Origin of the sequence: Desulfovibrio sp. An276, from assembly GCF_002159665.1 — a bacterium.
GTDB lineage: Bacteria > Desulfobacterota > Desulfovibrionia > Desulfovibrionales > Desulfovibrionaceae > Desulfovibrio > Desulfovibrio faecigallinarum.
Map to the genome: position 1 here is coordinate 43,420 of NZ_NFJC01000018.1, position 14,560 is coordinate 57,979.

Consider the following 14,560-nt stretch of genomic DNA (forward strand, 5'->3'; position numbering starts at 1 on the left):
TTTTGTGCCCCTTGTGTCAGGCAAGCCTCACTCTTGCGGGAAAGAGCACCGGTATTTGGTGATGAAGATTTTGTACAAGCCTGAGAGGGAGGGTCTGTGCTAGAAAAAGCGCCGGAGGTTGCCGCATGGATACTGCACGGACTGAGCTTGTTTGGGACAAGGAGCTCGGAGTGGAAAGCTACCGCTTCGAGGGCATTGTCCGTCCCTTTGCCAGGCATTTTCATACCCACTATGTCTTCGGCCTTGTTGAGGAAGGCGGCAGAGTCATGCAGTGCAGGGGCAAGGTGTACCACCTGAGCCCTGGCTATGTTTTGCTCATCAATCCGGGTGACAACCATGGCTGCGAACAGGAGGGAGCATCGCTCACCTATTTGAGCCTTGGCATACCGGTCAGGGTCATGGAGAGCTGGGCGAGATCCTCTGGCAGGAACTCTCTGCCCGTCTTTTCCCCCAATACCGTACCGGACATGGACATGGCCCTATACCTGCGCCTGCTCCACACTGCCATTGCCCAGGGGGAAAGTGTCCTGCGCAGAAAGGAAGTCTTCGGCTATCTGCTTGATCTTGCCCTTGCCCGCTATGCGTATGCTCCTTCCGACAGCGTTCCCGCCTGCAGGGAAGAGATCGAGTGGGCCTGCCACTACCTCGAGACCATGTACACAGAGCATGTTCTTCTGGACGATCTCTGCGCAGGAAGTGGACTGAGCAAATCTACCCTGTTGAGAGGCTTTGTGCGCAAAAAAGGTATCACGCCGCATCAATACCTTGCCAATATTCGTGTCGATGCGGCCAAAAAGTTGCTCGAGAAGGGCGTCTCCCCAGCTGAAGTGGCCGCGCAAACGGGCTTCAGCGATCAGAGCCATTTCACGCGGATCTTCACGGCCTGCATCGGCATTCCCCCTGGCCTCTACAAGGACATGGCAGGCTTCGGCGCTCGGCAGCAAGACAAGGAGGAAAAATGAATACGCAAGGCGCAGGCTGCGCACTTTTGAGGGGGCATGTCGCGGCCCTTCTCACCATCCTTTTCTGGGGTACGACCTTTATAGCCACCAAGGTGCTGCTTGATTCCATGCAACCCATCGAAATCCTCTTTTCACGCTTTTTGCTTGGCTATATCGCCCTGTGGATTGTCGCGCCACACCCCATGTGCAATGTTTCCCCGCGCCAGGAGCTGCACTTTGCCGCTGTGGGCTTTTTCGGCATCTTCCTCTACTACCTTCTGGAAAACATTGCCCTGACGTATACCTTTGCCTCCAACGTGGGCGTCATGGTCGTTGTGGCTCCCCTGTTCACTGCTCTTTTGCAGCGCGTCTTTCTTCCCGCGGAAGGGAAGCTGCGGCCAAGCTTTTTTGCGGGCTTTCTTTTGGCCATGACTGGCATTGCGCTCATCAGCTTCAACGGCGCAAGCTTCAATCTTTCCCCCAGGGGCGACATGCTGGCCATTCTGGCAGCTCTTGCCTGGGCCTGCTATTCGTTGCTTGTGCGCAAGGCCGGCGAATTCGGCTATTCTTCCATACAGGTCACCAGACACAGTTTTTTCTATGGCCTCGTCTTCATGCTGCCTGCCCTCTGGCTTTGCGACGCAAGTCCCCTGCCGCAGGCTCTGACGGATCCTGTCTGCCTTGCCAACATTGTTTTTCTGGGCCTGGGAGCCTCGGCCATTTGCTTTGTTTCCTGGAATTTTTCCATACACGTGCTTGGCACCCTGAAAACCTCGGTCTATATCTACCTCACTCCGGTAGTGACAGTGTTCACCTCCCACGTGCTGCTTGATGAGCCGCTCACGGCCATGATCTGTCTTGGCACTGTCCTGACCCTGGCTGGCCTTGCGCTTTCCAGCGCCGAGAGCCTGCGCGAGGCCTACAGGCTCTCGCTTCAGGCAAGAAGGCAGGAGCGGGCAGACAGACAGGCCTGACCGTTCGGGCACAGGCTGTTTTGAGGGAATGTCGTCGGGAGTTGCGGGCAGCTGCCCCATGCTCGGCAGTCTGCTTTCGGCAGGAAAGCTCGCAGGGATTAGTTCGCTGTCTTGATCAGCTCTCCGCCCGCAAGCAGGGCCACAATGACCAGAATGCTCAGCCCGCAGACGATATAGGCCCTGCGCTGGCGCAGGGAGAGGATGGCCCCAATGGCGGCAAGGGCATAGACAAAGACCCACTGCAGATTGGGAAGCACTGGATAGAGGTTCCAGTCTATGAGCGTGGAGATCACAAGACACAGGATGGAGTAGCTTGCCAGATAGAGCAGGATGTGCCAGCAGATGCGGCCTACAAAACACTCGCGCAGCAGGCTTTCAGGAATGTTTTGCTCGGTCTGCGCGTTCACGGCACTCGGTGGCCGGTTCGACAGCGTTTTCCGTATGTCCGGACTTTCCGCAGTACACGCCATGACCTCGCCTGCCTCGCTCTCCCTGGCGAGCATCCTGCCCACCCTGTCGAGCAGGCAGTTTTGCTGTATGCGGTATTTGAGTTCGCAGTAGGCCCCCAGATGGGCAGCCAGAATGCACAGGACAAGCGGCAGGAGCAGAACACCCGGCTGTGTCCAGGAAAGTGTCGCACTTAAGGGGAAGAGCAAAAGGAAGGCCATGCCCCCGAAGGGCTGAATGATGGAACCCATGGCAACCACGTCCAGCCACAGAAGTTCAAGGGTTATGCCCAGGGGCAGGGCCACATCCCACAGATCCGTGGCAAAGGCTGCCACAAGGCTCAAGGCAAGCGGGCGCTCAACAAGCCCAATGATGTGGGAAAAGCGCGCTATGCCTATGAGCACAAAAAAAAACAGTAGGGAATCCCCGACAAAAAGAGATTAGAAAAGCTGTACATGCGGGGGCCTCATCTTTTCGGAGGGAACGGCTCTGAAATCCAGCTCCGTGTGCTGCGCCTTGATGAGCTCGCGCAGCATCTCGATATCGCTGTCGGACAGGGCCACGTGGGGATAGATCTGATGCCTGCCCTCGGAATAGTGTATGTTGCCTATGTTGAGCACGGGAATCTGCACGCCTCGGCCTGCTGCAGCGCCCACGTCCTGGCAGTTCTCGAACAGGACAAAGGTGTCCGGGCCGCACTGGGAGAGCGTCCTAGGAAGATCCTCAAGGCGTACGAAATGAACCTGGATGTGCCGCGAGACTGCCAGAGTCATGATCTGCTGGCGCAGAAAGTCTCCTGCGAGCTCGTCATTGACAACAACCAGATGGCGCGCGCCTGTGTAGGGCATCCAGCCCTCAATGACCTGGCCGTGAATAAGCCTGTTGTCCACACGAAACCACAAGGTGGCTACCTCCCGCTGTCTGGGCTTTTGGGCGTTTTGTCCGCCGGACGGTTCTTCAGCATGGCGCCAGGCACCACAATGCCCTTGATGCCGGCCTCGCAGGCAGTCTTTGCCAGCTCTGCCAGGGGCGTTGTCCTGGAAGTAAAGACCTTGAGCACCATGGGAAGGTTCACACCGGTCACCACTTCCACGTTGTGAGAGGCGAGCAGGGAGAGGGCGAGATTGGTGGGCGTTCCTCCGAACATGTCCGTGAGGATGATGACGCCAGCACCCTTGTCCAGGCGCTGCGCAGCGTCCTTGAGACGACGTACCGTTTCCGGAACTTCCTGGCCAATGTCCACGCTGATGGATGTGCAGTCGCTCAAGGGGCCGAGAATGAATTCGGCAGTACGCAAAAGCACCGAACCATAGTCGGCATGGGCCACCACAATGATACCCACATCCAGGGAACCGTCGTTTGTCTCCGCAGCCATAGGCGCAATCTCCGTTTTGTATCCGCGAGGATCTGCAGTTGCAGGGGGAAAGAAGCACAAAAGGAACTACCCCTTTTTCCCGAAAATGGCAAGAAAGCACGCAATTTCGCGCACGCGTGTGCTGAGTGTGCGCAAAGGTTTTCCTTGTCCCCTGCATATGCGGGGAAGGGGCTCTCCTGTCCTTTTTGGGGATATTGTCCCTTGCTCCTAGCCGAGCTCAAGATGGGGGTGTTCGATGGTTGTGGGGTATCCTGCCTGGCTTATGGCCCTGCCCACTGCCTCGGCCACCGCCACGGACCTGTGGTGCCCCCCTGTACAGCCAAAGGCCAGGGTAAGGCGATAGCGGCCCTCGCTTTCCATGAGCGGCAGAATGAAGAAGATGAGGTCCTCGAGCTTGTTCAGAAATTCCCTGGCCTTTGGGGTGGCAAAGACGTAGTCTGCCACGTCCTGGTCAAGGCCCGTCTTCTCCTTGAGCTCGCTCACAAAGTAGGGGTTGGGCAGAAAGCGCAGGTCAAAGACGTAGTCCGCCTCCTTGGGTACCCTGTGCTTGAAGCCGAAGCTGGTCACAAAGACCCTCAGGGCGCGGGCGTTGTTCTCGCCGTCGCGAAAGCGTTTCTGGATCACGCGGCGCAGGTCGTGGATGGAGTATTTTGTTGTGTTGATGACCATATCCGCCTGGCTGCGCAGCTGTGACAGACGCTTTCTCTCCATGAGCACAGCGCTCTCGAGACCCACGCCTTCCCTCTCCAGGGGATGGGGGCGCCTTGTGGTCGCGTAGCGGCGCATGATTTCCGATGTCTCGGCTTCGAGAAAGATGAGCTGGGGCTTGAAACCCTGCCTGCGCAATTCGTCCAGGACATCGTCGATCTCGTTCAGAAAGGCGGACTGGCGTATGTCGAGGCCCAGGGCAATGCCCTTGAAGTGCGCCATGGAGGGGCGCGACATGAGATTCACCATCTCCGGCGCCATCCTGGCAGGAAGGCCGTCCACGGTGAAATACATGAGATCTTCGAAGACCTGCATGGCTGTGCTCTTGCCGGATCCCGAGAGGCCAGTGATCACGCACAGTCTGCTGCTCGCGCGCGCCTCGGGCAGGGCCCTGGCCGGAGTGCCGGAGGGAAGAGCTGCGCTTTTCCCCAGAGTCTGGGGCGCCGGGGCTTCGGCATCCTTTTTGTTTTGCGGGGATCCTGCGGGAGAAGGGGACTTGTCCATGGCTGACCGCCCTTGAGTTTTGGCAGGGGATTTCCCCGGCCTTTTGCGCAAAAGGGCTCATGCGTGCCATGAGCCCTTTGCAGTGTTATGCCCCGCTCATGCGCGGGAAGATTTTTGGGATAGTTAGACTATGGGGTCAATGAGGCCGTAGTCGCCGGTGCGGCGGCGGTAGATGACGTTGATGCGGCCGTTGTCGGCATTGAGGAAGACAAAGAAGTCACTGCCTATGCTGTCGAGCTGCATCATGGCCTCTTCAACTGGCATGGGCTTCGGATTGAAGCGATCCGTGCCGATATTCTCCTGCTCTTCGGGAGCTTCTGCCTCGAGGTTGTAGGTAAAGACGTCGATGGTCGCGTTGCGCGCCTGCCTGCGCTGCTCCTTGACCCTTGAGACGTACTTCTTAATCTGGCTTTCGAGCTTGTCGTAGACCAGATCTATGGCAGCGTACATGTCGTTCGTCTGCTCGCTCGCGGCAAGATGAAGTCCTTCTCCCACGACTGTGACTTCGCAGCGGTTGCGAATCTTGTCCACAGTCAGAACGACTCCGACTTCAAGCCCTGCGGCCTTGCCGAAAAAGCGTCCGAGCTTTTCCATGCGGCGACGGGCGTACTTCTTGAGGTGTTCGGAAGCTTCGAAGTTCTTGAAGGTGAAGGATATATTCATAAATTCCTCCCGGAAATTTTCCCTTGGGCCATTTTCGGCAGCAGGGACAATGTTGCTGCAGCAGGGACCCCAAGAGGATTGATTGGCAGGTACGTCTTGTGCCTGGCTCTCGCCCCCTTGCCTGTCCCCCAAAAGGGGCTGAAACAAGGTTTTGTTGGCGACGATTTAACTTCTCATTGCCCGCCCCCAATGTCAATGCCTGCCTGGCGCAACAAGCCTGGTCGCAAACGCGCAAGTTTGCGGAATGTCTTTTTGATTTTTTTGGCGCGCCCTTTGTTCCCTTTTTCACGCACAGAGGCAGATGTCGGTGGAAACACCGATACAGAGCCCAAGGATGTTGTGGATGTCATCCGGTAGGCCAAGCCATATACAGCGGCATCTGCCGCCCGTTTTTTTGAGCCTTGTCAGAACACAACTTGCCGCTCTGTGGAATCAATGCAAAAATTGGTAATACCAAAGAATACCAATTCAGGGAGGAGCAGTATGTCCGGCACTGTCACAAGTATCAAGCCAGACAATGACTTGCGAAACCGTGTGATGGCTCCTGCCGAGTCACGGAAGAGAAAGCCGCACTGGATACTGTGTGAAGCAATACGAGAATATGTGGAGAAAGAAGAAAAGCAGCAACGCTGCTGGGAGGAAGCAATGGCGTCCTGGCAGGATTTTCAGCAATCCGGCCTTCATCTGACATTAGAGGAAGTGGATTCCTGGCTTGCCCTGCTTGAGGCTGGAAACAATGTGGAGCCCCCTAAATGCCACAAGCAGTATTTGCCCAACAGGCAATAGAGGATATACGACTTTGGTATCTTTTCTTTCTGAAAAGGATACTAGAGCAGCTGTTGCAGCAATTCGCACAATTCGTCAGGATCTTCACATACTGAGACAGCATCCTTAAGGCAGGTCGTCCCGTAAAAGAACGCCCTGCTGTTTTTCGAGAATGGTTTATCAAATATGGAGAAAGTGGTTATGACCCAAATTTTGTGTCATGCAAGAGTGAACACGTTCGCAAAAAAACGATTTGTTCAGAGTGGCAGATGCCGTTGTTGCGGCTATATCAGTGTTTTTGCCTGTATCTGCCACTCTGTTTTCACGAAATTGTGTCAGGCAAGGCGCGGGAAAGTCTTCAGAAGGATCTGCAGGATGTGGTCCACGTTTTCTCCCATGACCTTAAAGATGTCCTCTATGCTCAGGGCAGGCCTTTTTTCGTCCCAGCTGTCGTAGTCCGTGACCATGGCGACGGCCGCGTAGGGGATTTGTGCTTCAAATGCGAGGATGCATTCGGGCGCGACAGTCATGTTGATGATGTCACAGCCAAGGACGCGGAACATGCGCGACTCTGCCCTGGTGGAGAATCTGGGGCCCGGAATGCTCACAACGCACCCTCCGTCCCTGGCCTCCATGCCGCATTCTGTGGCAGCGTCCAGGAGAGCCCTGCGAACTAGAGGCGAGAAGGGATCCGCCATGGCAGGGTGTTGTACGCCGTCCGCGAAGGAGTCGAAGAAGGTGACCGGATTGCGCGTAAAGTCTATGAACTGGTCCGGTACGACAAGAGAGCCCGGGTGCAGGTCGTCTCTCAGGGAGCCGCAGGCAGTAGTTGCCACGATATGTGTGCAGCCTGCTTCCTTCAATGCCGCGATATTGGCCCTGTGATTGACCTTGTGGGGAGGAATGGTGTGCCCAATTCCATGGCGGGAAAGCAGGACAAGTTCCGTATCGGTGTCCTTGAGGCGCCCCTTGCGCAGGGGGCTGGATGGTTTGCCGTACGCGGTTTCCACCTCGTTCTCGGACTCGGGCACAAAAAGGTCAGGGTTGTCCAGGCCACTGCCACCAATGACGCCAATACACGTGCTCATAACTTTCCACCATGTGCGGGCAGGTCGTCTTGCGCAAGGGAACGGGGGCCGCACCCAGCCCCTTGCCGTATCCGAAAATCAAAGAGACTGCACGAAAGGGACAAATCCCCTTCATGCAGTCTCGCGCAAAATAGACCAAAGCTCAAAAAAATCAAAGGCCCAAAAAAGCTACAACGGAAAGACGACAAAGACAAGCACTTTTCTATACAATTTCGACTGGCCGCAAATTTTGCGGGTTCAGGGCCCCGAGACAGGAAAAATCCGTTTCAGGGCCGTATTTTCCTACGCCTCGCTCCTTCCGAAGGCCGCGTCGCAGTCGCGCAGGTAGCGTCCGAGGGGCAGGGCACGCAGCAAAAAGCCCGGTTTGTCCAGCTGCTTCGCATCGTAGGTCAAGAGCACCGAGGAGCCCCTGGGACTGAAGGAGGCGGCAAGGCCGTTTGCCGCAAGCAGTGTCTGCAGCGCAGAGGCAGCCTCGGGAGAGGAGAGGCCAGCGTGGCGGATGCGCACGCGGCCGTCCACAAAGCTCGCTATATTTCCCGCAAGGGTTGCCAGGGCCTGCCTGTCTGCATCCAGTCCGGATTCCCGAGATTCCTGTCCGAGCGCGGTGGTGTCCACAACTGTGTCACTGACAGGAGCAGGAGCGGATGCGCCAGACTGTCCCCTGGCGTTTCCTGCCGGCTTGCGCCTGTTCCCTCCTTCTGCGCCGTTCGTTTTCAGTTCCTTCAGGGCTGCAAGCATTGATTCGGCAATGCTTCCCTCGCCGCTGCTTCCCTTGCCGCTTCTCTTGCCCTGACCGGAGCCCTTGCCGCCTCCCTTGCCGGCTCCTCCTCCGCTGTTCAGGAGGGTACCGGCCACCTTTGCTAGGGTAGAGCCTGTTTTGGATGTCGCGGAAAAGATTTTGATAAGGGCCATTGCGCCCATGACGCCGCCTGCGCTGCCAAGGAGTCTGCCTGCCATAGGGCCTCCGGTTGTCGGGGAAGGGCCCCCGCAAAAAGTGTTCAGATGTTGGGTGTTTGTTCTGTGCGGACAGGGACCTCCCGTGTTCGGGCCTCTCCCCGGGTCCGCGCCTGGTGTCGCCTACGGGACCATGTCCTGTGAGTTATTGTGAAAGTACAGGACAGCGCACTCTCTTGCAAGAACATGTCCTGTATTTTTCATGATTGTGGCCGGAATTTCTTGTCTGTATGGTGCATATGGTATGCAGATTGTAAAATTCATGGTCTCGATTGCGCAATATTTGTGTTACAAAAAAAACGAAAACACAAATGATACAGTCCGCACCAGTGCATTCCGATTAGTTGCGTCTCCGGTTAATCCCCCTGTCTTTCCCGGCTTGTCTGCGCAGCGCAGTTGTCTTGTGGCAGACGGGGTGCTTCACTGTCTTCGGGTGCTGCGCAGTTGTAGTGGTAATGGTAGTGGTAGTGAACGACAGGTCCCATGCCGTGATGTCCCTGCTCCTGGTCATGATCCCTGCCATGGCAGTGACCGTTTGTTCCGCGAGAGGCCTCGTTGGCAGCGGATGTGGCACTCTCGCCGGAGCATGTGCCGTTGTCCTTCATATCCGGGTGATGGCCCTGGCCGTGCCCCTGGCCACGGCCCCTGCCGTATCCTGCACCGTTGCCGCGCATGCCCTGCTGGCCATACCTTCCGTATCCACCGTTTGTACGGTTTTCCATTCCGCGTTCTTCTGTAAGCATAATGTTTCCTCCTTCAATCAGGATGTTCTGTCCGGCCAAAAGGGCCGTGATGGTCCTGCGCCTGGCTTCCCCCAGAATGCGGCAGAGAGTGGGAGTGGAGACCCCCATGCTGGCTGCCGCTTCCTGCTGGGAAAGGTTTTCCGCGTCCACGAGGCGCATGGCCTCAATCATGTCCAGGCCAATGGTTACGTCGCCCGTTTCCTCAGAGCCCCCCTGGGCTGCGAAGCGCGTGCAGCCCGGCACGAAGCCGATGTTGCGGGTCTTGTTTCTGCGCTGCATGTGTTCTCCCTGTGTTTGAAATATATTTCATATATAGCCAATAAATTTTTCATGTCAAGAAGAATTATGAAATATTTTTCATAAAACTGTTTCACTCGCGCAGGCACAAGGGCGTTTTTGTCGTCAGATTGCCGTCTCCCCTTGACTTTTTGGTTGGTCGATACATTTTTTCTCCGTACTCTTGCAAAGAGCTTTGGAAAAAACGAATTTCCATTTCATGCAAACGGGATGCAGATCCCGCAGGATACATCATGGACAAGGCATGGGGCACGTGGGCCAGGGCCGAAAGGCAGCCGCATCAGTGCAAGCACAACAAGTGTCCGCCAGGGCAATAGCCGCAAGGAAAACAGCTCAGTACACCGAAAACAGTGTACGCTCCCCATTTGGGGCTCTTGCATTCACGCTAAAAATGGGGCAAAGAATAGAAATAGAATTTCTATTTCATAGTGTTTTGCAACCCTTTTCCCGAAGCATGACGCTTCGCAAAGGCATATTGTCATGGAAAAATTTCTCGTAACAGGCATGAGCTGCGCAGCCTGCAGCGCCAGGGTGGAGAAGGCCGTCTCCGGCGTTCCCGGTGTTGCCTCCTGCTCCGTGAGCCTGCTCACCAACACCATGGGTGTGGAGGGCACGGCCACGAGCAAGGAGATTATCGATGCCGTGATCAAGGCCGGCTACGGCGCCTCCTCCCTTGACGGCAAGGCAAGCGATGCCGGGCAGGGGCAAAAGGTCCCCGCAGCCGATGCAGCCATGTCCGAGGACATACTGGCAGACAAGGAGACGCCGATCCTGAAAAGGCGTCTTGTCACATCCCTCGTTCTTCTTGTCCCGCTCATGTATATGTCCATGGGGCACACCATGGCGGGCTTTCCCGTTCCCGCGCTCCTCAACGGCAATCCAATAGGGCTTGCCCTTGTGCAGATGCTTTTGGCAGTCGCCATCATGATCATCAACAGGAAGTTCTTTGTGAATGGTTGGCATGGCATTGTCAACAGGGCTCCCAACATGGACACCCTGGTGGGCCTTGGCTCAAGTGCGAGCTTTGTGTGGAGCATTGTGGTCCTGCTCGGCATGACAAGGAGTGCCGCAGACGGCAACGCAGCCGCCCTGCAGGAAGGGCTGCACGGCCTCTACTTCGAGTCCGCAGCCATGATCCTTGCCCTCATCACAGTGGGCAAGATGCTCGAGGCCAGATCCAAGGGCCGCACAACGGACGCCCTGCGCGCCCTCATGCGCCTGGCACCCAGGCGCGCCACCCTCTGGCAGGACGGCGTGGAGAAGGATGTCCCTGTCGAGGAGGTGAAGGTCGGCGACATCTACGTGGTGCGCCCGGGCGAAAACATCCCTGTCGACGGCGAAGTCATCGAGGGCATGAGCGCAGTCAACGAGGCAAGCCTCACGGGCGAGAGCATCCCCGTGGACAAGGCTCCGGGCGATCACGTCTCCGCAGCTACTGTCAACCAGTCGGGCTATCTGCGCTGCAGGGCCCTGCGCGTGGGCCAGGACACAACCTTGGCGCAGATCATACAGATGGTGAGCGACGCAGCTGCCACCAAGGCTCCCATTGCCAAGATAGCGGATCGCGTCTCAGGCGTCTTCGTACCCGTGGTCATCTCCATAGCCCTGCTCGTCACTGTCATCTGGCTTTTGGCAGGCGAGACCTTGGGCTTTGCCCTTGCCCGCGGCATAGCAGTGCTCGTCATCTCCTGCCCCTGCGCCCTGGGGCTTGCCACGCCAGTTGCCATCATGGTGGGCAACGGCCTTGGCGCAAGACACGGCATTCTTTTCAAGACCGCGGCCTCTCTTGAGGAGACAGGCAGAACACAGATAGTCGCTCTGGACAAGACCGGCACCATCACGAAGGGCGAGCCCAGGGTCACGGACATCGTGCCTGCCGGTGTGAGTTCCGAAGAACTGCTTGCGCTTGCCCATGCCCTTGAGAGTCGCAGCGAGCATCCTCTTGCGCGTGCAATTGTGCACCACGCAGCCGAAAAGGGCCTGGGAGAGGTTCGGGAAGTGACGGACTTCCAGGCCCTGCCCGGACAGGGGCTTGAGGGCATGCTGGACGGTGCAAGGCTTTGCGGCGGAAACCTCGCCTTTGTTTCCTCAAGGGCCGAAGTATCAAAGGACATGCGCGAGAGGGCCAAGGAGCTTGCTGCAGAGGGCAAGACACCGCTCTTCTTTGCAAGGGACAATGTCTTCCTGGGGCTTGTGGCAGTTGCCGATGTCATCAAGGAAGACAGCGCAGAGGCCATAGCGGACTTGCGCGCAATGGGCATACGTGTTGTCATGCTCACGGGCGACAATGAGCGCACTGCCAAGGCTATAGGCAGACAGGCAGGTGTGGACGAGGTCATTGCCGGTGTCTTGCCAGAGGGCAAGGAGCGCGTTGTCCGCGAGCTCAAACTGCAGGGCAAGGTGGCCATGGTCGGCGACGGCATCAACGATGCCCCTGCGCTCACCCGCGCGGACACAGGCATTGCCATTGGCGCAGGCACGGATGTGGCCATTGACGCTGCGGACGTGGTGCTCATGAAGAGCACGCTTCGCGACGTTCCGGCTGCCATCAGGCTCTCGAAGGCCACCCTGCGCAACATCCACGAAAACCTGTTCTGGGCCTTTATCTACAACATCATCGGCATACCCGTGGCAGCAGGTGCCCTGGTACACAGCTTCGGCATTGCCTTGAGCCCCATGCTTGGCGCGGCTGCCATGAGTCTCTCAAGCTTCTGCGTTGTTTCCAATGCCCTGCGCCTCAACTTTGCGAAGGTGTACAGGGATGCCAACGACAGGGAAGCAGGTTCCGGGAATCAGTCTGCACCCGCACCATCAGAACCACAGACACAACCCACAACAATCACAGCGGCTCCTCAAGGGGACGCTGCGCAAGGAAAAGTCTCCAGGGAGGAGAAGACCATGATCAAGACCATTGGCGTCAAGGGCATGATGTGCCCCCATTGCGAAAAGCACACAAAGGAAGCTCTGGAAAAGATCGACGGCGTTGTCTGCGCAACTGCTGACCACAAGGCCTGCCAGGTGGTCGTGGAGATGAGCCGCGACGTGAGCGAGGATGAGCTCAAAGCCGCAGTGACCGGTGCCGGCTACGAGTACCTGGGCGTCAAGTAGCTTTTTCGTCATTTGTACATCACGTGGCTGTCCGTTTGGGAGGTTCGCCTCTCAAGCGGGCAGCCATTTTCGTCCTTGCATCAAAAAGTGGCATGGCGGCTGCGCGCAGGGTGTGGTCTGGCTAAGAGCTTTGTGTGGCACTGGGGGGAGGTTCCTCGCAAAAGCGCATTTTGCAGGATATCGCGGCATTGGGAGAAGGCGAAAACGATCTTGACAGATTTCGGCACAGAAGGCATAGAAGAGGCGAACGTGCTCTCCAAAATTGCGAGTCGGGGAGGATGTTGGTTCCTGCTAGAGATTGGAACTTTTGCAAAACAGTAACTATCCTTGTAACTGTTTGAAATAACAAGGTTTTTGCAATGTTCCTCTCTGCTCAAGAATATACAATTAGCGAATACAGAAAGATTTCTGATATTCTTCTCATACGTACGCCTCGTACCGGCATATAGTTCTATGCCGGCACGGGGCTTTTTGCGTTCAAAAAAAGCGACAACAAGTCAATTTGCGTGACTCATTCGAATACAGCATTTGTTTTTTCATATTTTAGGAGAACATCATGGCCGACATACGTCTTGTCAAGCCCCAGGCCAACACAGCCCAAACCGTTTCCTGCGCGGCAGACAGCCGCTTTGTGCTGGAATTTCCCTCCGACGCCGCGCTCTTTGCCAGGGATGGGGACGACCTCGTTCTGACATTTGAGGATGGCTCCTCCATACGCCTGCAGGATTTCTACACCACCTACTCGAAGGAGGAGATGCCGAGCTTCGAGATGGAAGGTGCGGAAATCTCCGGCGAGGATTTCTTCGCTGCCCTTGGCAACCCGGATCTCATGCCTGCAGCCGGTCCCACAGCAGCCGCAGCCCAGGGCAACAGCAGCTTCAACGTCTATGGTGACGCAGCTCTCCTGAGTGGCATCGACCGTCTGGACGGTCTGGACATCAGCTTCAACTTTGGGCAGCAGACCCAGGACGATCTATATGCGTCCATTGGCAGGGATGACGGGGAGGACAGGGTAGACCATGGGGTTACGGTGACGCCCAATGAGCCCGGTACGCTAGATCCCGAGATTCCAGTGATCCCCAATCCCGACAATCCTGGCGACAACACCCGTCCTGGAACTAGCAACAGCATTTTGACCGTGAGCGAAGCCGACCTTGGTAGTGAAACCTGTCCCAGTGCCAGTGGCTCCATGCAGATCACAGCTCCAGATGGCGTGGGCAGTATTGTCATTGATGATGTCACTGTTTTTGAGAATGGCTCTCCTGTCCTTGAGAATGGTGAGCCTGTCAGGATTCCGACAGATGAAGGTTTTCTGACCGCGGTCTATAATCCTGCCACGGGCTCTCTGGATTATACCTATACACTGACCGATTCTACTCAGGAACACAGCCAGGCAGGTCCTGATGAAATTGCCCACAATCTGGATGTGACAGTCATCGACACTGATGGAGATTCTGCTTCCAGCACAATCAGCATCATAATCGGGGATGACATTTATACAGCCAATAACGACAGTATCACGGTCACGGAAGGGGAAAACCTGCAAGTTTCCGGCAATGTCGTGACTGACGAGTTCGGCAGGGACGATCCCGGTGCAGATGGCCTCGGCCGTGTGGAATGGAATACGGAAACAGTTGAAGGCGGCTACACCCTGACGCAGACGGATGGCGGCAGCTACACTGTCTCTCTGGATGGCGAGACAGTGGGCACTCTGACACTGAACGATCAGGGGGGCTACACCTTTGCCCTGCAGGAAGGATACAATGTCACCGACGAGACACCCGACCTTGTGATTGGCTACACAGGCTACGACAAGGACGGAGACTCTGATAAGGCACAGCTGACCATAGACATCAAGCCTGATATGAATGTGCCGTCTGTCATTGTGCCCGACGCAGAAGATGCCTCGGCCACGGTACACGAGTCAGGCCTCAATGCTGGCGGTACCGAAGCATCCACAGACAAGGAGATCACCAGCGGGGAAATCACGCTG

Annotated in this window: 12 protein-coding genes and 1 pseudogene; 5 read left to right on the forward strand and 8 right to left on the reverse strand. The window is 56.6% G+C overall.

Going from position 1 to position 14,560, the window contains the following annotated elements; all coding sequences use genetic code 11:
* The first annotated feature begins 125 nt into the window (after positions 1-125).
* A complete protein-coding gene (locus B5F76_RS08675; protein WP_087353351.1) occupies positions 126-962 on the forward strand; it encodes a helix-turn-helix transcriptional regulator in 837 nt (278 codons plus the stop codon).
* Positions 959-1,915 carry a DMT family transporter gene (locus B5F76_RS08680; protein ID WP_087353353.1) on the forward strand — a complete coding sequence of 319 codons (957 nt, stop codon included), beginning with the start codon at positions 959-961 and terminating at the stop codon, positions 1,913-1,915. The genes B5F76_RS08675 and B5F76_RS08680 overlap by 4 nt, the downstream gene beginning before the upstream one ends.
* A gap of 98 nt (positions 1,916-2,013) precedes the next feature.
* On the opposite strand, the gene B5F76_RS08685 is transcribed toward B5F76_RS08680, so the two are convergent.
* From B5F76_RS08685 to hpf, 5 genes are all read right to left on the reverse strand, one after another.
* Positions 2,014-2,766 carry a hypothetical protein gene (locus tag B5F76_RS08685; protein WP_087353355.1) on the reverse strand — a complete coding sequence of 251 codons (753 nt, stop codon included), beginning with the start codon at positions 2,764-2,766 and terminating at the stop codon, positions 2,014-2,016.
* Positions 2,767-2,802: 36 nt separating this feature from the next.
* Positions 2,803-3,264 carry a PTS sugar transporter subunit IIB gene (locus tag B5F76_RS08690; RefSeq protein ID WP_087353357.1) on the reverse strand — a complete coding sequence of 154 codons (462 nt, stop codon included), beginning with the start codon at positions 3,262-3,264 and terminating at the stop codon, positions 2,803-2,805.
* Positions 3,265-3,269: 5 nt separating this feature from the next.
* A complete protein-coding gene (locus tag B5F76_RS08695; RefSeq protein WP_087353359.1) occupies positions 3,270-3,737 on the reverse strand; it encodes a PTS sugar transporter subunit IIA in 468 nt (155 codons plus the stop codon).
* 207 nt (positions 3,738-3,944) lie between these two features.
* A complete protein-coding gene (rapZ, locus tag B5F76_RS08700) occupies positions 3,945-4,832 on the reverse strand; it encodes an RNase adapter RapZ (RefSeq protein ID WP_446717630.1) in 888 nt (295 codons plus the stop codon).
* Between the two features lie 240 nt (positions 4,833-5,072).
* The gene (hpf, locus tag B5F76_RS08705) at positions 5,073-5,612 is read right to left on the reverse strand and encodes a ribosome hibernation-promoting factor, HPF/YfiA family (RefSeq protein WP_087353363.1); all 540 of its coding nucleotides are present in this window, start codon (positions 5,610-5,612) and stop codon (positions 5,073-5,075) included.
* Positions 5,613-6,257: 645 nt separating this feature from the next.
* Here hpf and B5F76_RS15355 point away from each other — a divergent pair.
* On the forward strand, positions 6,258-6,398 hold the full coding sequence (locus B5F76_RS15355) for a hypothetical protein (RefSeq protein WP_239407004.1): 141 nt from the start codon (positions 6,258-6,260) through the stop codon (positions 6,396-6,398).
* 314 nt (positions 6,399-6,712) lie between these two features.
* Here the strand turns inward: B5F76_RS15355 and B5F76_RS08715 are convergent, their stop codons facing one another.
* The 3 genes from B5F76_RS08715 to B5F76_RS08725 form a co-directional block, all read right to left on the reverse strand.
* Positions 6,713-7,465, reverse strand: a complete 753-nt coding sequence (locus B5F76_RS08715) for an MTAP family purine nucleoside phosphorylase (RefSeq protein ID WP_087353367.1) — start codon at positions 7,463-7,465, stop codon at positions 6,713-6,715.
* 282 nt (positions 7,466-7,747) lie between these two features.
* Complete coding sequence (locus B5F76_RS08720; protein ID WP_087353369.1) at positions 7,748-8,422, reverse strand: hypothetical protein; 675 nt, start codon at positions 8,420-8,422, stop codon at positions 7,748-7,750.
* A gap of 353 nt (positions 8,423-8,775) precedes the next feature.
* Positions 8,776-9,441, reverse strand: coding sequence for a DUF134 domain-containing protein (locus tag B5F76_RS08725; RefSeq protein ID WP_087353371.1), 666 nt, complete (start codon positions 9,439-9,441; stop codon positions 8,776-8,778).
* A 498-nt stretch (positions 9,442-9,939) separates the two neighbouring features.
* On the opposite strand from B5F76_RS08725, the gene B5F76_RS08730 reads away from it, so the two are divergent.
* Together B5F76_RS08730 and B5F76_RS08735 are read left to right on the forward strand one after the other, a co-directional pair.
* On the forward strand, positions 9,940-12,567 hold the full coding sequence (locus B5F76_RS08730) for a heavy metal translocating P-type ATPase (RefSeq protein WP_087353373.1): 2,628 nt from the start codon (positions 9,940-9,942) through the stop codon (positions 12,565-12,567).
* Between the two features lie 556 nt (positions 12,568-13,123).
* Positions 13,124-14,560 (forward strand): annotated as a pseudogene (locus tag B5F76_RS08735) (hypothetical protein); the annotation flags it as partial.